The 20,918-nt window shown below is 69.2% G+C and carries 17 protein-coding genes; 9 read left to right on the top strand and 8 right to left on the bottom strand.

What is annotated here, in order from left to right; genetic code table 11:
* Nucleotides 1–439: 439 nt before the first annotated feature.
* Entirely contained in the window at nt 440–1,747 is a 1,308-nt protein-coding gene (locus Q0654_RS17755; RefSeq protein ID WP_298856308.1) for a hypothetical protein, read from the bottom strand.
* A 534-nt stretch (nt 1,748–2,281) separates the two neighbouring features.
* Complete coding sequence (locus Q0654_RS17750; protein WP_298856307.1) at nt 2,282–3,184, bottom strand: hypothetical protein; 903 nt, start codon at nt 3,182–3,184, stop codon at nt 2,282–2,284.
* Nucleotides 3,185–3,549: 365 nt separating this feature from the next.
* Between Q0654_RS17750 and Q0654_RS17745 the strand changes: the two genes are divergently transcribed.
* Genes Q0654_RS17745 through Q0654_RS17730 form a run of 4 tightly spaced genes read left to right on the top strand, consistent with a single transcriptional unit; the run spans nt 3,550 to nt 6,379 of the window.
* Entirely contained in the window at nt 3,550–4,083 is a 534-nt protein-coding gene (locus Q0654_RS17745; protein WP_298856306.1) for a sigma-70 family RNA polymerase sigma factor, read from the top strand.
* The gene (locus tag Q0654_RS17740; protein ID WP_298856305.1) at nt 4,080–5,117 is read left to right on the top strand and encodes a hypothetical protein; all 1,038 of its coding nucleotides are present in this window, start codon (nt 4,080–4,082) and stop codon (nt 5,115–5,117) included. The genes Q0654_RS17745 and Q0654_RS17740 overlap by 4 nt, the downstream gene beginning before the upstream one ends.
* A 51-nt stretch (nt 5,118–5,168) precedes the next feature.
* On the top strand, nt 5,169–5,843 hold the full coding sequence (locus Q0654_RS17735) for a hypothetical protein (RefSeq protein ID WP_298856304.1): 675 nt from the start codon (nt 5,169–5,171) through the stop codon (nt 5,841–5,843).
* Nucleotides 5,825–6,379, top strand: a complete 555-nt coding sequence (locus Q0654_RS17730; protein ID WP_343230151.1) for a cytochrome b/b6 domain-containing protein — start codon at nt 5,825–5,827, stop codon at nt 6,377–6,379. The genes Q0654_RS17735 and Q0654_RS17730 overlap by 19 nt, the downstream gene beginning before the upstream one ends.
* Before the next feature lie 354 nt (nt 6,380–6,733).
* On the opposite strand, the gene Q0654_RS17725 is transcribed toward Q0654_RS17730, so the two are convergent.
* Nucleotides 6,734–6,910, bottom strand: coding sequence for a hypothetical protein (locus Q0654_RS17725; RefSeq protein WP_298856302.1), 177 nt, complete (start codon nt 6,908–6,910; stop codon nt 6,734–6,736).
* Nucleotides 6,911–7,033: 123 nt separating this feature from the next.
* Between Q0654_RS17725 and Q0654_RS17720 the strand changes: the two genes are divergently transcribed.
* Entirely contained in the window at nt 7,034–7,378 is a 345-nt protein-coding gene (locus Q0654_RS17720; RefSeq protein ID WP_298856301.1) for a hypothetical protein, read from the top strand.
* 35 nt (nt 7,379–7,413) lie between these two features.
* Here the strand turns inward: Q0654_RS17720 and Q0654_RS17715 are convergent, their stop codons facing one another.
* From Q0654_RS17715 to Q0654_RS17700, 4 genes are all read right to left on the bottom strand, one after another.
* Nucleotides 7,414–8,037, bottom strand: coding sequence for a DUF4124 domain-containing protein (locus tag Q0654_RS17715; RefSeq protein WP_298856300.1), 624 nt, complete (start codon nt 8,035–8,037; stop codon nt 7,414–7,416).
* Nucleotides 8,038–8,315: 278 nt separating this feature from the next.
* Nucleotides 8,316–9,107 carry a hypothetical protein gene (locus Q0654_RS17710; RefSeq protein ID WP_298856299.1) on the bottom strand — a complete coding sequence of 264 codons (792 nt, stop codon included), beginning with the start codon at nt 9,105–9,107 and terminating at the stop codon, nt 8,316–8,318.
* A 46-nt stretch (nt 9,108–9,153) separates the two neighbouring features.
* On the bottom strand, nt 9,154–9,699 hold the full coding sequence (locus Q0654_RS17705; protein WP_298856298.1) for a hypothetical protein: 546 nt from the start codon (nt 9,697–9,699) through the stop codon (nt 9,154–9,156).
* 289 nt (nt 9,700–9,988) lie between these two features.
* Nucleotides 9,989–12,187 (bottom strand): primosomal protein N', encoded by a 2,199-nt coding sequence (locus Q0654_RS17700; protein WP_298856297.1) that lies wholly within the window; start codon nt 12,185–12,187, stop codon nt 9,989–9,991.
* Between the two features lie 518 nt (nt 12,188–12,705).
* On the opposite strand from Q0654_RS17700, the gene Q0654_RS17695 reads away from it, so the two are divergent.
* Complete coding sequence (locus tag Q0654_RS17695; RefSeq protein WP_298856296.1) at nt 12,706–14,118, top strand: DUF3106 domain-containing protein; 1,413 nt, start codon at nt 12,706–12,708, stop codon at nt 14,116–14,118.
* Between the two features lie 344 nt (nt 14,119–14,462).
* Here Q0654_RS17695 and Q0654_RS17690 read toward each other — a convergent pair whose 3' ends face one another.
* Nucleotides 14,463–15,791, bottom strand: coding sequence for a DUF3667 domain-containing protein (locus tag Q0654_RS17690; protein WP_298856295.1), 1,329 nt, complete (start codon nt 15,789–15,791; stop codon nt 14,463–14,465).
* A gap of 62 nt (nt 15,792–15,853) precedes the next feature.
* Between Q0654_RS17690 and Q0654_RS17685 the strand changes: the two genes are divergently transcribed.
* From Q0654_RS17685 to Q0654_RS17675, 3 genes are all read left to right on the top strand, one after another.
* A complete protein-coding gene (locus Q0654_RS17685) occupies nt 15,854–17,254 on the top strand; it encodes an MATE family efflux transporter (RefSeq protein WP_298856294.1) in 1,401 nt (466 codons plus the stop codon).
* Between the two features lie 160 nt (nt 17,255–17,414).
* A complete protein-coding gene (gene sppA / locus Q0654_RS17680; RefSeq protein WP_298856293.1) occupies nt 17,415–19,280 on the top strand; it encodes a signal peptide peptidase SppA in 1,866 nt (621 codons plus the stop codon).
* 220 nt (nt 19,281–19,500) lie between these two features.
* Entirely contained in the window at nt 19,501–20,517 is a 1,017-nt protein-coding gene (locus Q0654_RS17675; protein WP_298856292.1) for a 3-oxoacyl-ACP synthase III, read from the top strand.
* Nucleotides 20,518–20,918 lie beyond the last annotated feature (401 nt).

Below are 20,918 nucleotides of genomic sequence, written 5' to 3'. Positions count from 1 at the left end.
CAGTCTCACGGAGAGCATGCGCTTCCGCTGCGTCGTCTACCAAGCGGTGTCACGTCGGGGCTGCCGCATCCTGCGAACGCCATAGGGTGGGCACCGGCCCACCCGCAGCTTCACGCTCGCCGTGCTCTCACGGCATCGCCTGATGGCCGCGTGCTCGAGTTGCAAGTGGCTTGAAGCCAGCAGCTGGACCACCCGCCAAGCCCTCCGGGCTGCTGCGCCTCGCGTCTGCCATCGGATGGGCCCTGGTTCACCCTGGCCCGAAACCTGGCCCTGGTCATCGCTGCGCCTTCGCCACGCGCCCCCGTCGTCGGATTCACCGGAGCGCGCTTCAGCGCTGCGCGGGGCCAAGGCCCAGCAAATGCGGTGGACCGTCGCGGCGCACACGATGGTCGAACCGCGTCGCGTGCCCCGCGTCGCTCCGCAGCTGCGCGCTGCCCGGCTACGGCAGGAAGTCGGCGAACTTCAGCGAGGTCTCCTCGAAAACCAGCGGGCCCGCTGGGTCGCGGGTGGTAGCCAGCCACGTCGCCGCAGCGATGCCGGAGCGCGCGTCGTAGGCCGTGCGCAATGCGCTGATCCGCGCTTGCTCCAGGCTGCCCGGCAGCCATTGCGAGCTCAGGTTGAAACCGCTGCTGGCGGCCGTGAGCCGAAAGCCCAGCACGCCCCAGGAACGACCCGCCTGGTTCCAGGGCATGGCGGCGAAGCTCAGCTGGAAGCCACCGGGCATCGCGAATACCTGCGGGGCGCCGTCGGCGGTCGGACGCGTCAGCAGGCAGGTCCAGTTGCTGGGCGCGCAGCTGGTCTGCACGACGAAGCTGGCGCCACTGGGCACGCCCGCGCGGGTCAAGGCGCGCGCCATCACCCGTCGCGCAGTGCCCGTGCTACTCGTGTGGTCGAGCCAGGTCACAAGGAACTGGCGCAGCTCGGCCGAGTAGGCGACGTGCGGATGGCCGTCGACCAGGTCCTCGTAGCGGGCCGGCTGGGTCTTGGTGGCGACGATCAGGTCAGCGCCGATCGACTTGAAGCTGCCGCTTCCGTTAGAGGTTCGCGTTGCGTACACCGGCCGCACGCGGATATCGCGCCGGGTTTCGTAGGCGACCAGGAAGAAGCCGGCATCGGCCTGATAGGCCAACGACGGCCGGCGCACGCGCGCGTCGGTGCTGCCGTCCACCGTGAACTCATGACTGGCGACGCGCTCGCCGCGCGCATTGCGCAGTTCGAGTTGCGCCAGGTGCGCTTCGGGGTAGGTCCAGGCGACGAGACTGCAGCAGACCTCATCCGAAGCGTCGGCAAGCACGTCGATCTCGGCGGGCCTGGCCCGTGAGCCGGGGCCTGCGAAATGCATCCGCACCGGCGCCGATGGCCTGAGGCTGTTGTCCAGCACCGACGACCACAGCGTGAGGGAGGGAATCGCTGCGCGGTTGTCCTGGGCGAAGGCGAGCTGCATGCCCCGCCCCGGCATGCGGCTGAGCTGGACCGAAGCGGCGGGAAAGAGGCCCCAGCCCGTCGGCACCAGGCTCTGGCTGGGATGCAGTTCGCCGTCCACCACCGGCACCGCGTAGGCACCGGTGCGGGTGCCAAAGGCGAGCAGGAAGTCGCCCGGGGTCTCGGCGGTCACCAGTTCCGGAACCACCGCGAGATCTGCGGAGGAGGGCAGGGTCTGCACCTCCGCCTGCGCTGGCTCGGAGCTGGAAAAGGCGATCAGGAAACAGGCAGTCGACAGGCGGCTGGCGATCTGGCGCAGGGGCATCGGCGTTCTCCGCAAGGTGGGGTCGGCCGGTTTCGCACATCAACGCGCGAGTACCGGGCAGGAGAACCGGGCGCAGGAACGCGGCCGCAGGCGACAACGCGCGGCCACTCTCCGACCAGCGAGAAAATTCCGAGCATGAACGGTACTGCACCGCCTGCGGGGACGCGCAGAGGGCGGGCCGAGGCCTGTGGCCGACAACGGTCGATGAACCTGTCCGCAGGCACCCCTTGGCCCATGTTGGCAGTTGCTTGATGCCACTCACGCGCGCCGGGCGTCGCGGCCCAGGGGTGTCAGGCCTCGCTGCGACAGAGAGAGCGCACAGTGGAAAGCGCACATCGCCGAGCCTGGGGTGCACCCTGGCCGTCCTGACCTGAAACCTGGCCACGGAATCCACGGAGCATAGGCTGGGCCCCGGCCCGCCATCAGCCAAAGTCTGGACTCGGTCATCGCCTGCAGCGGACGCCGAGCTGGCGGCTGGTCTCACCCGATGCGGGCAACAAAGCGTTCGCCGAGGCGCGTCGCCCAGGAATTTCCTCAGCGCGCGGGCAAGGCGTCGTCCAGCGCGATCGGCTCGGAGGCATTCAGGCGCGGCAGCTCGATCTCCAGATGGAAACTGGTGCCACCGGACCACACACGCACGGGCTCGGCTGCCGTGGCCGCGTTCGACGCCGCAAGGCCGGAACTGCTGGGCGCAAACGCAGGCCGCGGCAGGGGGATGACTCCGCAAGGGGCGGTGGGTTTGCGGCAGGCCCACTGCTCACCTTCGACCGCGCTCAGCTTGATGCTGATCGCGCCGAGATCCTGCAGCTGTGCGGTCATCGGCAGCGGCGGTTGGATCCAGCGATCGCCGGAGCGTGCGCGTGCCGACTGATCGAGGCGCGCATGGTAGTTGCCAGTCAACACCAGCAGCTTCGCCTCCGGGTGCGCTGCCCGCGCGGCGCGCAGGGCGTCGGACATCAAGGCATCGCGGCTGCGCGTGTGATCGAAGACGCCGGTGTCATCGAACGCCAGCAGGTGGAGTTCCGGATGCGTGGCGCGCAGCCGTCGCAGCTGTTCGATCAGCGCGAACATCGCCCGGCTGCGTCGACCGTCGCTGCGTTCCGGTGCGCGCTGCCAGAACTCGCCATCAAGCAGCTCGCGCTGGGCCCGCGTCGATCCGTCGGAGGCCAGATAGGCGTCAAGCCGTGCCTGCTCCTGTGCGGGAATTTCCAGCGCCACGGTGAGCGCTCCGGAATCGAGCAGACGCGCCGCCAGCGTGGCGACCAGGGCCGGCGCTTCGACCGTACCGTGCAGCTCGCCCAGCACCAGCAGAGGCGCCTCGGCGTGACGCTCCAGAATGGCCGCAGCAGCAGCCTCAATGGGATCGCCCGCGCGCAGCGGTAGGGCAAATGCGGCCAGGAGCAGCAGGGAGAATCCGCGTGAGGCATGGATCAGCATGTCGACTTCTCGGGGATGAGGGCCCCACGGGTATGGGCACTGCAGTGCCCGGTTGCATGGCGCGCCGGTCGACCGATGGGCGCACCCGACGGCAGGTGCGCTGCCATCGCCGGTGTTCTCTCAGCGCCGCTAGTGACGCGGAAGGTGGTGCACCCTTTGGGAGACGGGGCGGTGCTGGTGGATCTGCGGTGGGGTTGAGCCGGGGCATGTGTCAAAACAAGACCTGTCCCTCGCCCAGGCTGACCCTCGCCCTCGTCGCGCCACCATGCCGCAAGGCCGCGGGGACGGAGGGCGATACGCCGTGTTAACGGTCGACCCCGCCGGCGCGTCCTGAAAGCGTGTGAATTCGCAGGGAGCCAGATCGGATGGAGTCCAGCAGCACCGCCCACTGGGTACGCCAGGCGCGTCAAGGCGACCCACATGCTTGGGCGGCGCTGTTCAGTCGTTACGCACCCGTGGTGCATGGCGTCCTGCTCGGTCGCGCCACCCCGGCCGATGCCGAAGACCTGACGCAACAGGTGTTCGAAACCGCGCTGCAGCACCTTCCTGCGTTGCGCGACGACGCTGCATTTGGCGGTTGGCTGCTCAGCATCGCGCGACGCGCGGCAGCAGACCTCGCGCGCCGGCCGTCACCACTCACTGGCGTTGAGGTCGATGGCGCATCAGGAGTCGCTGCTCACGAGGATCGTGCGGATGCCGAACGCGCGCTCCGCGCGTTGAAGGCACTTCCCGAGGCCTATCGCCTCACGCTGATGCTGAGGCTGGTTGAAGGACTGTCTGGCCCTGAAATCGCGGAGCGGACCGGACTGACGCCGGGAAGCGTTCGCGTGAACCTGCACCGCGGCATGCACCTGCTGCGCCAGGCCCTGGGCCTTCCCGAACAGGAAAACGAACAATGACCGGGCACGATGACTACCTGTGGAGCGGACGTGGAACACCCGATCGGGACGTCCAAACGCTGGAGCGCCAGCTCTCCACCTTCGCCCTGAGCCGCACCACGACTCCGCGGCGGCTGCCGAGGCGACGACGCCGACATGCGATCGGGATGGCGCTCGCCGCAACACTGGCCTTCCTTGCGGTGGGCATCACTGCGTGGTTGCAGCATCGGCTGCTTTGGCCAGACGGTGCCGCTTGGCCCGTCATTGCCGGCCATGGTGTCCGCATCGAAGGTGGCGGGTCGCCAGCCGCATTGGCGCCGGGCGACATGCTGGTCACCGGCGCGGATGGCTGGGCGCGCCTGCGCGTGGCCCGCATCGGCGAACTGAGGGTGGAGCCTTCGTCTCGGATCGAAATGCAGGCCACCTCGACGGGTCGCCATCGCGTGCGCCTGGTCCACGGCCAACTGTCGGCGCGCATCTGGGCTCCACCTCAGCAGTTTGGCGTGGTCCTCCCCAAAGGCAGGCTGTGGGACCTCGGCTGCGAATTCAGCGTGCAGAGCGACCTCGACGGCCGCGGCTGGCTGCGTGTGGACAGCGGCTGGGTGCTGCTTGAACGCGATGGGGTCGAGGTACTGGTGCCGCAGGGCGCCGAAGTCGCCATGCGTGACGGCGAGGCCGTCGGCACGCCGCACGCCCAGGATGCACCGGCGGCACTCAAGCTGGCACTCGCAGTCATCGATGCGCGAGAAGCCCCCATCACCCTGGACGACCCCGCCATCGCGACACTCGCGGCGCTGGCACGACCCGCCGATGCGATCACTCTGCTTTCGCTGATGCAGCGCCACCCGAATCTCGCCGACAGCCCCGTATTCGATCGCTTCGTGGAAGTCGTGCCCGCCGCAGGCGCCATACGTCGCGAGAGTTTGAGACAGGCGGATCGCGAAGCGCTGGATCGTGCGTGGGATGCCCTGCCGTATCCACGCACCAAGGCGTGGTGGTGGCACTGGCGCGATGCCCTGCCGAGAATCGCCGACGAGAAATCCGGATCCGGCTAACACCTTGCCGCGTGCGGGCGTCTTCGGAACTCCACCCCAAGGAGTACTCCGATGCACACGCCTATTGCACGCAATGCATTCGTCGCTCTTTCAGTCGCGCTTGCGCTGGCATCAGCGTCGGCCGCCGGCCGCGACGATCGCCCGCAGGAGCCACTCGTCGGGCTGCCTTGCGAGGGTTGCGAGGCGGCATTCGATGGCTTGCCCGCCGAGGTGCCCACCGAACTCGTTCTCTGGAAGAAGACGACGCCCGGCGTGCCGATGACGGTGGATGGCCGCATCATCGATGCGGTGGGCAACCCCCGTCCTGACGTGCTGATCTACCTTCACCAGACCGACAGCACCGGAATCTACCCGGCGGGTGCCCAAACGGAAGGCCTGGGCCGGGAGGCGCGTCGTCACGGCCGGCTTCGTGGCTGGGTGCGCAGCGACTCCGAAGGGCGCTATCGGATCGTCACCATTCGACCGGGAAGCTATCCGGGGGCGGACATTCCGGAACACATCCATATGCAGGTGATCGAGCCCGGGTGCGCCACGTACCTCGTGGACGACCTGCTGTTTCGCGACGACTCGAAACTCACGCCGGATCAGGAGCGTCAGCTGGCGCGGGGGACGGGTGGACTTGGGGTCGTCATGCCGAGGCGCAGCCCTGCGGGCTGGGAGGTTACGCGTGACGTCGTGCTTGGAGCGGGCGTACCCGGATACCCGGAATGTGGTGCAGGCCGATGAGCAGGATCGAGGGACGCTACTCGCGTTTGCATCGCAGGCTGCACTGGGCCACTGCCTTGACGCTGCCGGTGCAGGGGCTGCTCGGATGGCTTTCCGAGCGCGTGGACGACGCCCTGCTGGGCAAGGCTCTCATGGCCGCGCACCTGCAGCTCGGTGTGGTGCTGCTGGTATTGCTGGCCCTGCGGCTCACCGTGCGCTTCTGGCGACCGACGCCGCCCCCGCCCTTGGGTGATCCGCGATGGCAGCAGCGGATCGCCGCCGTTGTACACGCAGCGCTCTACGCGCTGATGCTGCTCCTGCCGCTGAGCGGGCTGGTGCTGTGGGCGTGGATGCGGACGCCCTTGGACCTCTTCGGTCTTCTGCACGTCGCTCCGGTGTTGTCCACGCGACCGGATGACGAGACGTCGCTTGTCATCGGTTGGTACCTGCACGTCTGGGGCGCGTGGGCGCTGGCCGGCGTTGCGGCGCTCCACGTCGGCGCTGCGCTCTGGCATCAGTGGATCGTGCGCGACCGCCGCATCCTCGACCGCATGTAAGGGCGGAGAGCGTGTGAAAACACCCAGATGCCGTAGCGAGGGCGTCTCTGGGCGTTCGCGGTAAAGCGCGGTACGTGAACTCAAGGGAGTTTGGTGAGCCAAATGACCGCGGAATTCGCGGAGCGTGCTGCCGCCGCGGGCGGCCAGAGGCGGCCGCAGTAGGCGCATGGCTCTTTTTTCGCATGCTCTGAGCCTTCCATGCCGCATCACCCCGCCATGGGCTCCCTGACCGCCACAATGATCGACACCCCCGATGCCCGCTGCGACCGCGTCGCACTCAACATCGACTTGAGCGGCCGGCTCGCGCCTTCGTCGACCTAATCAAACCGGGGCTGTTCAAGCGCCGGCACTGGCTCAAGGCGGCGCACTCGGAGCGCTGAGCGCGCGCTTCGTGAACCGCAGGCGCAGGGCCTGCTTCGGCTTCAGCGCGAGATCGATCAAGGGTTCCGGCAGGGCGCCGCGGTCGGTCGACGCGAGATCGAAGCGCTCGATCAGGTGCGCCGCCACCAAGGCCATCTCCACCGTCGCCATCGCCCGCGTCCACGCGGCGCCGCCGGCGACGCGGAATGTGGGACGGGCGTGGTGTTGGTGGATCCTTGGCGGGGTTGAGCGCGGGGATGTGTCAAAACAAGACCTGACCCTCGCGCCGCGGTGGTGATCGCCGAACTCGCCTTCGGCATCCGCACGATCCGCCCCGACGAACGCGCCCAGCGATTGGCCGATGGTCTGGAGGCCTGGCGCAGCCGCTTCGCCGGGCGCCTTTTTGCGCTTACCGAAGAGGCCGCGCTGAGCTACGGCGAGCGGATGGGCGAGGCGGCGCGCCGGGTCGCTCGAAGCGCGCACCCGACGGTAGGATCGCCGCCATCGCCCGCGTCCACTCGGCGCCGCTGGCGACGCGGAACGTGGCGGACATTCGCGAGACGGGCGTGGTGCTGGTGGATCCGTGGCGGGGCTGAGCGCGGGGATGTGTCAAAACAAAACCTGACCTTCGCGCTGTGACGCCAGTGGTGCCCCACTGAGCCTCACGCCGCACGTCAGTCGCAGCGCACGATCACTTTCCCGCTCATCTGGCACTGCCTGCCAGTTCTCTCGTCGCGGGCGAACCCTGAGCCGGGCGGCTGCGAGTACCAGTTGCCGTGCTGGTCCTGGAAGCGCTGCGGGCCAGACCGCTGGGGTGGCGGTGGCGGCGGTGGATCATCTCGCCATGCGTTGGGATTGCCGCAGCGCAGTGGCACGTACCCTTTGCCGCTGCTCCACCCCTGGGACGGGTCCATCGAACTCGCGTTCAGTGGCACCTTGCCAGGCGGGCACGGGCCCTGATGAGGCGTGTTGCTTTGATCCGCGTAGGCGTCGGCCTCGGGCGATCCCCGCTGCGCGCTCTCGGCCATCAGCGCATTGTCGAGGGCCTGTTCAAGGTCGGCACGCTCCTTAGCAGCCTTCTCAACTTCTGCCATGCGTAGTCTGGCCTGTGCCTCTGCGATTTGCACCCGACTGGGCCCCCGGAGGATCCGGACCTGCTCCTCGTCTTGGCCTGAGGCGCAGGGCACCTGTTGGTAGATAACCTCACCCTCAGAGGTCTTGCACTTGTACACGGCCGCGCTGACCTCTGGGCCGAAACCAAGAGCCAGCGCCAAGCACCACCATCGGGCCTTCGTCATGCCAAAGTTCCTCAAAAAAAAACGGTCGAGTTCTCGCTTCGAGATGCTCTAGATGCAACTGCGTCATTTTTTTCGTTTGCATTATCTAAGCCAGCGGGTATCAAGCCAACAAAGCCCAAGCATCCACAGCGAGCACCGGTGCGCCACCACTATCTTGCTCGCATCAATATCTCCGTGTTCTGCTGCGCGGATGCGGCTTAGGGCCTAGCCGCCAGCACTGTGAGGCGGGTCAGATTGTTGAGTGGTACGTTCGCGTAGAGGTTGCCCATCGACGGCGGTCAAGCCGAGCGCGCCGGTCTTGTTGCGCTGCGCCGAATCAGGTCGGCGCCCGAGAAGATCATGCTAGCCACCAACGCTGCGCCGGTAGCGACGTTGAGGCCGGGGATCATGAGTGCGGTGGTCAGCAGGGCAAGCTTGGCAGCCTTGAGCCCGGTGGTCTTGAGCAGCAGCCAGCGGAAGCGCGCGAAGTCGATGTCGCCGCGCTGGTAGCGCCGGTTCAGTTCCCAGGCAACGAGCCCGATCGAGGCCGTAGCCAGTCCGGGGAAGTAGTCCCAAAGCGTGTCGTCGTCGCCGGCCTCCTGCAATCGGTCGACCACATCTGAGGTCCGAGCGGTCAGCTCAGCGTTGTGCAGTCCTGAGCCTGGAAGGTCGAGCCGCGCCGCCAACTCCTCGGTCACCAAGATCTCGCCGTCGGGATACTCGTCGAGCCAGGCCTGCACGTAGGCAGCAGAGTCGGATGCCTTGAGCTGCGCCTGCCAGGCCTCTCCGGTTGCCGCATCCATGAACTGGATGTCGAACCCGGGCTGGTTGGTGGCCGCAAACAGCGCGGCATGCACGCTGTCTCCGTCCTCGTTCTCGAGGCGCACGAACTCCATCTCATGCAGGACGCCCTTGGCGTTGCTGACCACGCCGGCGATCTGACCTTCGTCCATGCCCGCGAGCCACTGGCCCAAGGCCTCTGTGTCCGTGCCGACAAAGGGATGCGCTCGCTGGATCGCCGCGATGGTCGCGAGCTCGGATTCGGAGAAGTTCGGACTCGCTTCAAAGGCCAACTTGGCGGCCACGGCCAAGATCGCCGCCTCGTCGAAGTGGCGGCGCAGGTAGTGGACGGCGGGCTTACGGGGGCGCATCACGCTTGATGTCCGCCTCGCGCCGCTTGCCCTCGGCCTCGCCTTCGGCCTTGGCCTTCTTCCAGGCCTGCTTGAGCTCGGCGGCCGAAAGGGTTCGACCTTGGGCTTTGCTGATGAAATACACGTCCATCAAATGGCCGATCCCGTAGGTAAGCGTGAACACCACAGGGATCGTCGCGATGCCTCCAAAGATCGGGAAGAAGATCTTGGCCGCCGCGATGCCAAGCTGCTGGGCGAGCATGCCCATGCCCACAACGCCCATCAGCTCCTTGATCACCTCGGTCGTCTGCTTCTCGCTCAGCGGGACACCGCGGATTGACGAGATCCGGGTCCCCATGAAGGCCTGCAAGGGCGTGAGGATGTAGATGTCGGCGAAGGGAATGGGCTGGACGGCTACGCCCGCACAGACCGTCGAGAAGATCACGACGATCTGACGGACCTTCTCGTCATCGGTCAGGTCGGTGCGCTGCTCGATAGCCAAGACCTGCCGCTGTATTTGCTCGCGGGCTTTGGACAGCAATCCATCCGACATGCGAAGGCCCTCTGCGTGTGTCTTGAAGGAGTCCGGACGAGCGCCCGGAGAGCGCGCGGCGCACTTCATTGGCGTGCGCGCGCCGGGAGTATGCAGGAGCCATGCCGCTGAGCTTGCTCAGGCGCGCAGCTCCCGCGAAATCCCCGCTCGGACCCTCGCAGTCGCAGTCCTTAGTCGGGGGCGATCACTTGCACGACGCGAAACACTGCACCCAGAGCTCGGAGATCTCATTCGTGAACCTCATGCAGACCCGGATACGCCGACAAGCCGCCTCTCGCTTGGAAGCGATTCAATACAAATCCCCCGGATCCACATCTAGGCTCCACCGCACCCCCCTTCCACTCTTCAACCCAAACAACTCCACATTCCAAGCCCGCAACACCGCCTGCAGCCCCGCCCTGAGCTTCGCCGACAAGAGCATCTGCGCGCGCATCCGTCCCGCCCGCCGCGCCATCGGTGCCGGCATCGGCGCATGCACCTCCACGCTCAAGCTCGGATCTGAAGCCACGATCGAACGCGCCGCCGCATGCGCCTCGCGCATGAACAGCTGCAGCGCATCTTCCCGATGGCTGTCGACGCGCAGCAGGGCCAGATGGGCGAAGGGCGGAAACCCCGCGGCCTCGCGTTCCGCCAGTTCGAGCTTGGCGAAGGCCGGATAGCCGCCGGCCAATAGCGTCGCCAGCAGCGGGTGCTCGGGGTGGTGGGTTTGCAGGAGCACTTCGCCCGGGGCCTGGGCGCGGCCGGCGCGGCCGCTGACCTGGATGAGGAGTTGGGCGAGCTTTTCGGCGGCGCGGAAGTCGGCGCTGAACAGGCCTTCGTCGATGGTGACGACCACCACCAGCGAGAGCTTGGCGAGGTCGTGGCCCTTGGCCAGCATCTGGGTGCCGACGATCAGGCCGGCGCCTTGCCCCAGCGTGTCGAAGTGGCGGGCCAGGTCGCCGTGGTCGCGGGTGGTCTCGCTGTCGATGCGCACCAGGGGCACGTCGGGGAAGCGTTCGGCCAGCGCCACTTCGACGCGTTCGGTGCCGGCACCCTGCGGCATCAGCGCCAGGCTGCCGCAATCGGGGCAGGCCGTGGGGGCGCGTTCGCGGTGGCCGCAGTGGTGGCAGATCAGGCGGTCGCGGCCGTGCAGGGTCAGCGCCGCATCGCAGCGGCTGCAGTTGGCGCGAAAGCCGCAGTCGTGGCAGAGCAGGGCGGGCGCGTAGCCGCGGCGGTTGCGGAACACCAGGGCTTGTTCGCCGCGCTGCAGGCACTCGGCAATCGCCTGGAAGGCCGGCTCGCTGAGGCCGTGGGTCAGGCGCTGGCGGCGCGCATCCAGCACGCGCACATGCGGGGCGCGCGCGGCGGCGGCGCGCTTCTTCAGCTGCACGTGGGCGAGGCGGCCGCTGCGCGCCAGCTGCAGGGTCTCCAGCGCCGGCGTCGCGCTGCCCAGCACCACCGGGATGTTGAGCGCCTTTCCGCGCACCAGGGCGAAGTCACGGGCGTGGTAGCGGAAGCCGTCCTGCTGCTTGTAGCTGCTGTCGTGCTCCTCGTCGATGATGATCAGGCCGGGCTGCGGCAGCGGCGCGAACACCGCCGAGCGCGTGCCGACCAGCACGCGGGCCTCGCCGCGGCGCATCGCTGTCCAGGCGCGCGCGCGGGCGCCTTCGGCCATGCCCGAATGGAAGCTGTGCACCTCCACCGGCAATCGCTGCTGGAAGCGCCGCAGGGTCTGCGGGGTGAGGCCGATCTCGGGCACCAGGATCAGGGCCTGCTCGCCGCGGCTGAGCGCGGCTTCGATAGCGTCCAGATAGACCTCGGTCTTGCCCGAGCCGGTGACGCCTTCGATCAGGATCGGGTCGAACTGGCCGAGCGCCTGTCGGATGCGTTCGGCGGCGGCGGTCTGCTCGGGGTTGAGCGCGGGTGGGGCGCGTTCGGGAGCGCGCAGGGCATGTGCACCGAGGCATTCCTCGACAAAGCCGCGGCCCATCAGGCTGCGCAGGGCCGGGCGCCAGTCGGGCAGGCGCTGGTTGAGGGCGGCGGCATCGAGCGCGCCGGCCTCGGCCAGCCAGTCGGCGAGCTGGCGCGGGCGCCCGCCGGTGCGCAGCTGGCGCAGGTTGGCGGCGCCAATAGCTGTGAGTCGCCAAGCCAGCGGGGCGGTATCGGGCAGGGGTTTGCCTTGTCGCAGGTCCACGGGCAGCGCCGCGGCCAGCACCTCGCCCAGCGGCCGCTGGTAGTAGCCGGCGGCCCAGCGCAGGCTGGCTAGCAGTTCGCCGGCGATCAGTGGCTTGGTGTCGAGGCGTTCGATCGCCGGCTTGAGCTTGCCCGGGTCGATCTCCGGCGGGCCGACCTCGGCGACCACGCCGATGGCATGGCCGCGGCCGAAAGGCACGCGCACGCGGCAGCCGACCCAGCCGGCGTCGACCGTCGCCCGTGCGGGCGGGGCGTAGTCGAACAGCTGCGGCAGGGGCAGGGGCAGGGCGACGCGCAGGGCGGTGAAGGCGAACATCCGGCCAGTGTAGCCAGCCGCTTGGCGCCGACCGGGGGCACTTGGCGGGCATTCCTCACGCGGTTCTGACGAAAACCCCCTAAGTCGCCGGTGCGCATGGAGTTTCCGGCTTATCCACACAGCCTGTGGATAAGTCGGTGGATGAAGCCCGGATGACAGCCCCGCCGGGCCGCTGGCGCGGGCTCTGCGGGGATTGTGGCGAAAATTTGACCATGACTCAGGGGCCTTTCGAATCAATGACTTGCAATTGTTCCGACTGGCAAATGTGACAGGTGTCCGCTGCGGCGGGCCGCGGCATCCGCCGCCGAAGGGGGTTTCTGCAGCCTGTGCACAAGTCAAGCCCCACGGAAGCGAGACGGCAGGCGGGAGAGCGCCAGCTGCGCATAAGTCAAGCCGCACAGCAGCGCGATTTCGGGCGCGAGGTCGGGCGCGGTATCGGCACGCCGCGGCGCGGTCTGCACGAGGGGCGCGACCGCTGCGGCTACACTCCGCGGCCACCCGCTGCCCCGATGCTGCCGATGCCCGATGCCGCCGCCGTCCGCTCCCAGGCCCTGCTGCAGGCCTGGCTGACCTGCGAGGGCCTGCCGGCTGCGCGCGTGCAGGGTTTCGAGCAGGGACATGCGCGGCTGCTGGCGCTGGGCGACAGCCGCGTGCCTCCGACCCCCGACACCGACTCGCCCTGGCTGCGCCTGTGGTCCGCCCTGCCGGCGGGCGCGCGCGACCTGATCGCCCTGCGCGTGCTGGGCGGCCTGCCGCTGCAGCGCATCGCCGAACTCCAGGGGCGCCCGCTGGCGCGCCTGGAACGCGAGTGGCTGCTGCTGGGCCGACGCTTCACGACGCGCGATCCGCACTGGCCGCAGGCCCTGCGCACGGCTTTTCTTGAGGCGCTGCCGCCGGCGCCGCCCGCGCGCGGCGCGCTGCGGCTCGCGCTGGGGGTGGCGGCCGCCGCCTGCTTCGCGGGCGCGCTGTTCGCCCCGCAGCTGCACTTCCTGCTGCTGCTGGACCCGGCCCAGCAGCGCCTGCAGGCGCCGCCGGCCGCACCGCCGCCGGTGGTCGAACAGGTGCCGCTGTCGGCGCCAGAGTTCGAGCTGTGGGCGGACGAGGTCGACTTCGCCACCCTGCAGGCGCTGGATTTCCTGCTGTGGCGGCTCAGCGAGGGCGGCGGCGAGCCGGTGCTCGATCCGGCCGCGCTCGACGAGCCCGATGCGCTGGCGGACGCAGCGCCGCTGCTGCCGATGGCCGGTGCCGACGCGACCCTGGAGCCCGCCGTGCTGCCGGCGGCGCCGGTGGATGCCGCGGTGGCCGGCCCGGCCCTGCTGGTCGATGCGCCGGCACCGCCGCCGGAGCTGCCGGCCCTGCAGCCCTGGCGCCTGCAGTGGCCGAACCTGCTGCCCTCGCAGCGCGCCGCCCTGCAGCGGCGCGCCGAGCAGTGGGAGGTGATGGACGCAGCGGCGCGGCTGCGCTTCGAGCAGCGCGCCCAGGCCTTCCGCGAGCTCGCCCCGCTGGCGCGCTCGGAGCTGCGCGACCGCCACGCACGCTGGCGCAGCTTCGATGCGGTGACGCGCTCGACCCTGCGCGCGCTGGAGGCGGGTTTCGCGCAGGCCACGCCGGAGCAGCAGGCGGCGCTGCGCGCCCAGCACCAGGGCCTGCCGGATTCGGTGCGACGCGGGCTGCTGGCCGGCAAGTCGGCCGAGCTGGCCGAGCTGGCGCGCGATGCTTTCGCCTTCGTGCCGGAGGAAGAGCGTGAGCGCACCCTCGACCTGCTGCGCGGGCTGGGTGATCCGGAACATGAGCTGCTGCGGCGGATGGCGCGCCGGCTCGACCCGCTGGCGCGTGAGGCCCTGCGCGCCGAGCTGCTGGCCGCCGACCCGGCCGAGCGCACGCGCCTGATTCGTGAGCGTGCGGCGAGTGTGGGTTTGCGGGCGCCTTAGCGACCCCTGCCGCTCCGCGGTTGGCGCATGCGCTGCGCTTATGCGCCCTACGCGAACGGCGGCTGCGGGTGTCGCTCACCGCATCGCGTCTCTCGGATCGTAGGGTGCGCGTGTCGCGCACCACGGGCCTTGCGTTCGTCGCATGGCGGATCCGCTTTGCTTATCCGCCCTACGACTCGAGAGACGCGATGCGGTGAGCGAGACCCGCAGCCGTGGTGCGCGTAAGGCGGATAAGCAAAGCGCATCCGCCAGCCCCGCACCTCACCACTGAACCTCGCACCTCACCACTGATCCCCACGCCTCACCACCGAACCTCGTACCTCATCCCCGTAAGCGCTCCACCCCTACATCGCCACCAGGCTGAGCAGCAGGGTGAAGGTCATGCCGATGCTGATCAGCACGGTATAGGCGGTGCCGAGCAGGGTGTACTTCAGGGTGGTGAGGATCCAGCCCTGGCGGTACACGCGCTTCTGCATGATCAGCAGGTACAGCGGCATCCAGAGGATCAGCGCGACCTCGACCCAGCCCAGCGTCGAGTGCAGCAGTCCGCTGCCCAGCGCGCCGCGCGCCAGCGTCGCCAGCGCCAGCAGCAGCACCGCGAGGCTGAGGAAGGCGTGGCTGTGCAGGGCGACGATCAGGTGCTCCATGTACAGCCGGCGCTTGAACACATAGGCCAGCTTCAGCATCAGCGCGAAGATCGGCAGCATCACGAACAGCGTCTGCGGCAGGAAGTCGAGGAAGGCCTCGGCCAACAGCCGCGGATTGCTGTTGACCCGTTCGCTGTTGTCGAGCGCGCGGCCGATCCAGGCATTAAGGCGGGCGTTGGCGACCTCCGGCAGCCAGCTGATCCTGACCGGGTTGCTGACCGGGTCCCAGGTGCCGCTGCCGAAGTTCAGCGAGCTGCGCAGTGCACGGTTGCCGGCGGCCTGGGCCTCGCTGGGCGTGCTGCCGGCCGCCGCGCCGCTGCGCGCTGCAGCCGCGACGCTGGCTTCTGCTGCGGCGCTGTCGGGCTCGGTATTGCCGGCTTCGTCTTCGGCGTCGCCCGGGGCCGACGCCTGCGGACTGGCAGCGCCAGGCTCGGCCGCCTGCGCCTGCTGCAGCTGACGAATGCGTCGCTGCGCCTCGGCCTCGATGCCCTGTCGCGCGGCCTGCAGGCCGATGGCGAGGCCCGGCACGTCGGGGCTTTCCTTGAGCGCCTTGTCGAACTCGGCCAGCGCGGCATCGCGCGCGGCCTCCACTTCGGCCACGGTCTGCGCGTCCAGCATCGAACTCGACGCCACTTCGATGGCCGGCCGCTCCGCCGTGATGTCGCCGGTGTCGACGCTGAAGCGCGAGGCGAGGAAGGCGATCAGGCAGGTGAACACGAACAGCCGCACCGGGCTGACATAGCGCACGCGGCGGCCGGCGAAGTATTCGAGGCTGAGGAAGCCCGGCTTGAACAGCAGCGGCCCCAGCGTGCGGAAGATGCGGCCGTCGACATTGAATACGGTGTCGGCGAAGTCGCCCATGATGCTGCTGAAGTGCCGGACCAGGCCCTTGGTCGGCTGGCCGCAGGCGTAGCAGTGCTCGCCGTGCAGCTCGGCGCCGCAGTTCTCGCAGCGGCGTGCCGTCGGCAGCGGTGGCGACGCGGAGGGCTGGTGCAGGGGCGAAGTCTCGGCGGGTCGGCTGTCCATGGCGCGGTTCGTCGGGGAAGGCAGCAGCTACCATAGCGCCCCCGCTTCACGGTCCGCCACGCATGTCAGCCCCCCAGCCTCCGTTCTTCCGCCGACTCGGCGCGGAGGTCATCGCCACCACCGTGCTGGCCCTGCCGCTGGTGATGGGCCAGCTGTCCTCGATGATGATGAACGTCATCGACACCGTGCTGGCCGGGCGCCACTCGGCCCTGACCCAGGCGGCGGTGGCGATCGGCACCGCGGTGTGGTCGGTGGCGATCCTGATCGTGATCGGCGTGCTGATGGCGATACCGCCGACCGTGGCCCAGCTCGACGGCGCCGGTCGCCGCGGCGAGATCGGCGCGGTGTTCCGCCAGGCCGTCTGGCTGGCCCTGATCATGGGCTGCGCGCTGGCGGTGTTCGTCGCCAACGCCGACTGGCTGCTGGCCCTGGCCGGTGTCGCCGAGGACGTGCGGCCGCAGGCGCGCGCCTTTCTGCGCGGCGTGGCCGCAGGCGCGCCGGCGCTGGCCCTGTTCTTCTGCTTCCGCTATCTCAGCGAGGGCGTCTCGCTGACCAAGCCGACCATGGTGATCGGCCTGGGCGGCCTGGTCCTGCTGCTGCCGCTCGGCTATGCGCTGATGTTCGGCCGCTTCGGCGCCCCCGAGCTGGGCGCGATGGGCCTCGGAATCGCCACTGCGACGACGCTGTGGGTGCAGGCCATCGCCTATGCGCTGACCCTGCGCTACGGACGCGGCTATGCCGACCTTGATCTGTTCGCCCGCTTCGACTGGCCGCGCTGGGCGCCGATCGCCGACCTGCTCAAGATCGGCCTGCCGATGGGCTTCTCGATCTTCATGGAGGGCAGCCTGTTCGTCGCCACCGCGCTGATCATCGGCAGCCTCGGCACCCTGCAGACCGCGGCGCACCAGGTCGCGATCAATCTCGCCTCGGTGACCTTCATGATCCCGCTGGGCGTGGCCATGGCGACCACCGTGCGGGTCGGCAACGCGGTCGGCCGCGGCGATCCGCGCGGCGTGGCCTGGGCCGGTGGCGCCGGCTATGCGATCACCTGCGGCACCCAGCTGGTCTCGGCCCTGGTGCTGCTGTTCGGCGCCGGCGCGATCGCCTCGGTCTGGACCAAGGACGCCGCCGTCGCCGCGCTGGCCGCGCAGCTCATGGTGCTGGCCGCGGCTTTCCAGTTCTCCGACGGCATCCAGGCGGCCTCGGCCGGCGCCCTGCGTGGCCTCAAGGACACCCGCCTGCCGGCGATCATCACCGTACTGAGCTATTGGGGCCTGGGCATGCCGCTGGGCTACTGGATGGGCATCGTCCAGGGCCAGGGGGCGCACGGCATGTGGTACGGGCTGATCCTCGGCCTGTCGGCGGCGGCGCTGATGCTGACGATCCGCTTCGTGATCCTGGCGCGGCGGCTGCGGCGCGGCGCTCCGCCGCGGCCTAACGCTCAGCCGACCGCTGCCACATGACCGCGGACGCGTAAGGCACTACCCTTGCGCGGCCCTTCGCGTCACACCCGCGAACCCCGGTGCATCCTGCCGGCCACCTCACCCCTCCGCACCCCGACCGGCCCCGGCCGCGCGTGGGCCGCACGCGGGCCCCAACCAGAGAGAACCGTCGAGACCGTCCATGAACCAGCCCAAGCGCGGCGCCTTCGTCAACTTCTTCGTCTTCGTGTGGGAAGCCCTGAACTTCAGCCGCCGCCTGGTGCTGAACGGGCTGTTCCTGCTGGTCATCGGCCTGATCCTGTTCGCCGTGCTGAAAGGCGGCCCCAAGCTGGAGGAGCGCAACGCCTTCGTGCTGGCGCCCAAGGGCCGGATCGTCGAACAGTTCAGCAGCGACCCGGCCTCGCGGGCGATCGGTCAGCTCACCGGCGACACCGTGGCCGAGGTGCAGCTGCGCGACCTGGTGCGCGCCATCGACTCGGCGGCCAGCGACAAGCGCATCGAGCGCATGGTGATCCGCACCGACCAGATGGCCGGCGGCGGCTTCGCCGCGCTGCGCGAAGTCGGCGCGGCGCTGAAGCGCTTCAAGGACAGCGGCAAGCAGATCGTCGCCTACGCCGAGAACATGGACCAGGCCGGCTACTACCTGGCCGCGCATGCCGACGAGATCTACCTGCATCCCTCGGGCGCGGCGATCCTCGAAGGCATCGGCCGCTACCGCGCCTACTACCGCGAGGCGCTGGAGGACAAGCTGGGCGTGAAGATCCACCTGTTCCGGGTCGGCGAGTACAAGAGCTTCGCCGAGCCCTATATCCGCGACAGCGCCTCGCCCGAAGCCAACGAGGCCGACCTGTACTGGATGACCGACATCTGGCAGCGCTACCTCGGCGAGATCGCCGAACTGCGCGAACTCGACGCCGCCACCCTGCAGGCGCAGATCGACGGCCTGGATACCGAAGTCGCCGCGGTGCAGGGTGACCTCGGCCAGCTGGCCCTGCGCATGGGCCTGGTCGATGAGCTGAAGACCGCCGATGAGTTCCGCGCGCTGATGATCGAGCGCGGCGTCGAGGACGAGGAGAACCACACCTTCCGCCAGGTCAATCTGGACGATTACCTCGGCTTCCTCGACCGCGAGAAGCTGCCCTTCGACAGCCGTCCCAAGGTCGCCGTGGTGGTGGCCCAGGGCGGCATCGCCGACGGCGAGCTGCCGCAGGGCCAGGTCGGCGGCGTGTCGACCTCGGCGCTGATCCGCCGCGCCCGCGAGGACGAAGACGTCAAGGCCCTGGTGCTGCGCGTCGACTCGCCCGGCGGCGGCGTGTTCCCGTCGGAGCAGATCCGCCGCGAGGTCGAGCTGACCCGCGCCGCCGGCAAGCCGGTCGTGGTGTCGATGGCCAATGTCGCCGCGTCCGGCGGCTACTGGATCTCGATGAATGCGCAGGAGATCTACGCCGACGCCAGCACGATCACCGGCTCGATCGGCATCTTCGGCCTGTTCTTCACCGCCGAGCAGCCGCTGGAGCGGATCGGCGTGCGCACCGATGGCGTCGGCACCACCCGCATCGCCGGCGCCTTCGACATCACCCGGCCGATGGATCCGATGGTCGGCAACATCCTGCAGACGGTGATCGAGGACGGCTACCGCGACTTCATCAACCGCGTCGCCGAAGCCCGCGGCAAGAGCTATGAAGACGCCGACAAGGTCGGCCGCGGCCGCGTCTGGAGCGGCGCGCAGGCGTTGGAGCTCGGCCTGGTCGACAAGCTGGGTGGCCTGCGCGACGCCATCGAGGCCGCCGCCGGCTACGCCGCGCTGGAGAAGGACGCCTACCAGGTCAGCTATGTCGAGAAGCAGCCGACGCCCTTCGAGGCCTTCCTCGCCAACATGGGCAAGAACGCCACCGCCCGCGCCGTGGCCGGCCGGCTCGGCCTGCCCGAGGGCCTGGCCCAGCAGCCGGTGGTGCGCCAGCTGCGCGAGGAGATCGAGCTGATGTCGCCGCCGGTGCGCGGCCTGCCGGCGCGGGTGCTGGCGCACTGCCTGTGCAGCGCTGAGTAGCGGTATCGCAGGCAGCGGCGCCGACGCGCGCCGCTGCCTGCCACCCCCGGCCGGACGTTTCGAGGCGCGGATTCCTCGCTGGCCGAGGCCTTCACGGATGTTCGCCTGATCCCCGGATTTGCTTGCCAGATCACGGCAGTTGCCACGCCTTCAACTTGCGAGCGCCGGCAAAGCCCGGTAGCGTTCGCAGGCTTTGCTGCTCCCAGAAACCGGATATCCCATGCTGTTCCAGCACGTTTCCATTGCCAGTGTGGCCCACATCGACGCGCCGAACGCGCTGAGTTCGGCCGAGATCAACGCCACGCTGAAGCCCACGCTCGAGCGCCTGAACATCCGCGCCGACGTCCTCCAGGACATCGCCGGCATCCGCTCGCGCCGTATGTGGGACGACGACGTGCTGGCCTCGGACGCCGCCACCCTGGCCGCCGAGAAGGCCCTGGCCGAAGCCGGCATCGAGCGCGGCCGCATCGGTCTGCTGGTGAACACCTCGGTCAGCCGTGACTTCCTCGAGCCTTCGACCGCCAGCATCGTGTCCGGCAACCTCGGCCTGCCCGAGACCTGCCAGAACTTCGACGTGGCCAACGCCTGCCTCGCCTTCCTCAACGGCATGGACATCGCCAGCCGGATGATCGAGCGCGGCGAGATCGACTACGCCCTGATCGTCGACGGCGAGACCGCCAACCTGGTCTACAAACGCACCATCGAGCGCATGCTGAGCCCGACCATCACCGACGAGGAGTTCCGCAGCGAACTCGCTTCGCTGACGCTCGGCTGCGGCGCGGCGGCGATGGTGCTGGCACGTCGCGAACTCGCCCCGGACGCGCCGCGCTACCGCGGCGGCGTCACCCGCGCGGCCACGCAGTGGAGCCACCTCTGCCGCGGCAACCTCGACCGCATGGTCACCGACACCAAGTCGCTGCTGATCGAAGGCATGAAGCTGGCGCAGGTCACCTTCGGCGCCGCCCGCCAGGCGTTGGGCTGGGTGATCGACGAGCTCGACGAGTTCGTCGTCCACCAGGTCAGCCGCGTGCACACCGAAGCCCTGCTGAAGACCTTCGGTATCGACCCCAGGAAGGTGCACACCATCTTCCAGGAGCACGGCAACATCGGTCCGGCTTCGGTGCCGATCGTGCTGTCCAAGCTCAAGGAGATGGGCCGCCTGCGCAAGGGCCAGCGCATCGCCCTGCTGGGCATCGGCTCGGGCCTCAACTGTTCGATGGCCGAAGTGGTCTGGTGATGCCTCGCACGAGGCCCTGAGCCCCGTGCATCGCCGGAGGCCCGCGTCGACGCGGGCGCCAGCGACGCGATATTGCCGACCGCTCTCCGCGGTCTCGCCAAGGCCCGCGCTCTGCGCGGGTTTTGTCGTTTCCGAGGGCGGAATAGGCTGGGCCCTGGCCCACCATGAGCCCAATGCTCGCCCCTGTCCTGTTTCGGCGCTTCGCCGCTCGAAGCGAAGAGCAAGAGCATTCCGTGAGCACTTCGGCCGGCCGCTCCCGAGACCGTCATAGGGTGGGCCCTGGCCCACCATGAGCTCCGCCCTCGCGCCGGACCTGTTATGGCGACTGCGTCGCTTCGTCGCTCGGAGCGAAGAGCAAGAGCTTTCGGTCCGTCCTTCGGCCGGCCCGACCTACTTCTCTT

The sequence above is a fragment of the uncultured Aquimonas sp. genome, from assembly GCF_937888285.1.
Taxonomy (GTDB): domain Bacteria; phylum Pseudomonadota; class Gammaproteobacteria; order Xanthomonadales; family Xanthomonadaceae; genus Aquimonas.
Note: the sequence above shows the minus strand (reverse complement) of the source record. Positions and strands in the feature narration are given on the sequence as shown.

Excerpts from the sequence above, each read along its gene's own strand:
- Q0654_RS17735 (WP_298856304.1), top strand. The coding sequence starts at position 5,169 with ATGCACACGCCTATTGCACGCAATGCATTCGTCGCTCTTTCAGTCGCG.
- Q0654_RS17705 (WP_298856298.1), bottom strand. The coding sequence starts at position 9,699 with ATGTCGGATGGATTGCTGTCCAAAGCCCGCGAGCAAATACAGCGGCAG.
- Q0654_RS17695 (WP_298856296.1), top strand. The coding sequence starts at position 12,706 with ATGCCCGATGCCGCCGCCGTCCGCTCCCAGGCCCTGCTGCAGGCCTGG.
- Q0654_RS17715 (WP_298856300.1), bottom strand. The coding sequence starts at position 8,037 with ATGACGAAGGCCCGATGGTGGTGCTTGGCGCTGGCTCTTGGTTTCGGC.
- Q0654_RS17750 (WP_298856307.1), bottom strand. The coding sequence starts at position 3,184 with ATGCTGATCCATGCCTCACGCGGATTCTCCCTGCTGCTCCTGGCCGCA.
- Q0654_RS17745 (WP_298856306.1), top strand. The coding sequence starts at position 3,550 with ATGGAGTCCAGCAGCACCGCCCACTGGGTACGCCAGGCGCGTCAAGGC.
- Q0654_RS17700 (WP_298856297.1), bottom strand. The coding sequence starts at position 12,187 with ATGTTCGCCTTCACCGCCCTGCGCGTCGCCCTGCCCCTGCCCCTGCCG.
- Q0654_RS17730 (WP_343230151.1), top strand. The coding sequence starts at position 5,825 with ATGTGGTGCAGGCCGATGAGCAGGATCGAGGGACGCTACTCGCGTTTG.
- Q0654_RS17725 (WP_298856302.1), bottom strand. The coding sequence starts at position 6,910 with ATGGCGACGGTGGAGATGGCCTTGGTGGCGGCGCACCTGATCGAGCGC.
- Q0654_RS17675 (WP_298856292.1), top strand. The coding sequence starts at position 19,501 with ATGCTGTTCCAGCACGTTTCCATTGCCAGTGTGGCCCACATCGACGCG.
- Q0654_RS17755 (WP_298856308.1), bottom strand. The coding sequence starts at position 1,747 with ATGCCCCTGCGCCAGATCGCCAGCCGCCTGTCGACTGCCTGTTTCCTG.
- Q0654_RS17685 (WP_298856294.1), top strand. The coding sequence starts at position 15,854 with ATGTCAGCCCCCCAGCCTCCGTTCTTCCGCCGACTCGGCGCGGAGGTC.
- Q0654_RS17740 (WP_298856305.1), top strand. The coding sequence starts at position 4,080 with ATGACCGGGCACGATGACTACCTGTGGAGCGGACGTGGAACACCCGAT.
- sppA (WP_298856293.1), top strand. The coding sequence starts at position 17,415 with ATGAACCAGCCCAAGCGCGGCGCCTTCGTCAACTTCTTCGTCTTCGTG.
- Q0654_RS17690 (WP_298856295.1), bottom strand. The coding sequence starts at position 15,791 with ATGGACAGCCGACCCGCCGAGACTTCGCCCCTGCACCAGCCCTCCGCG.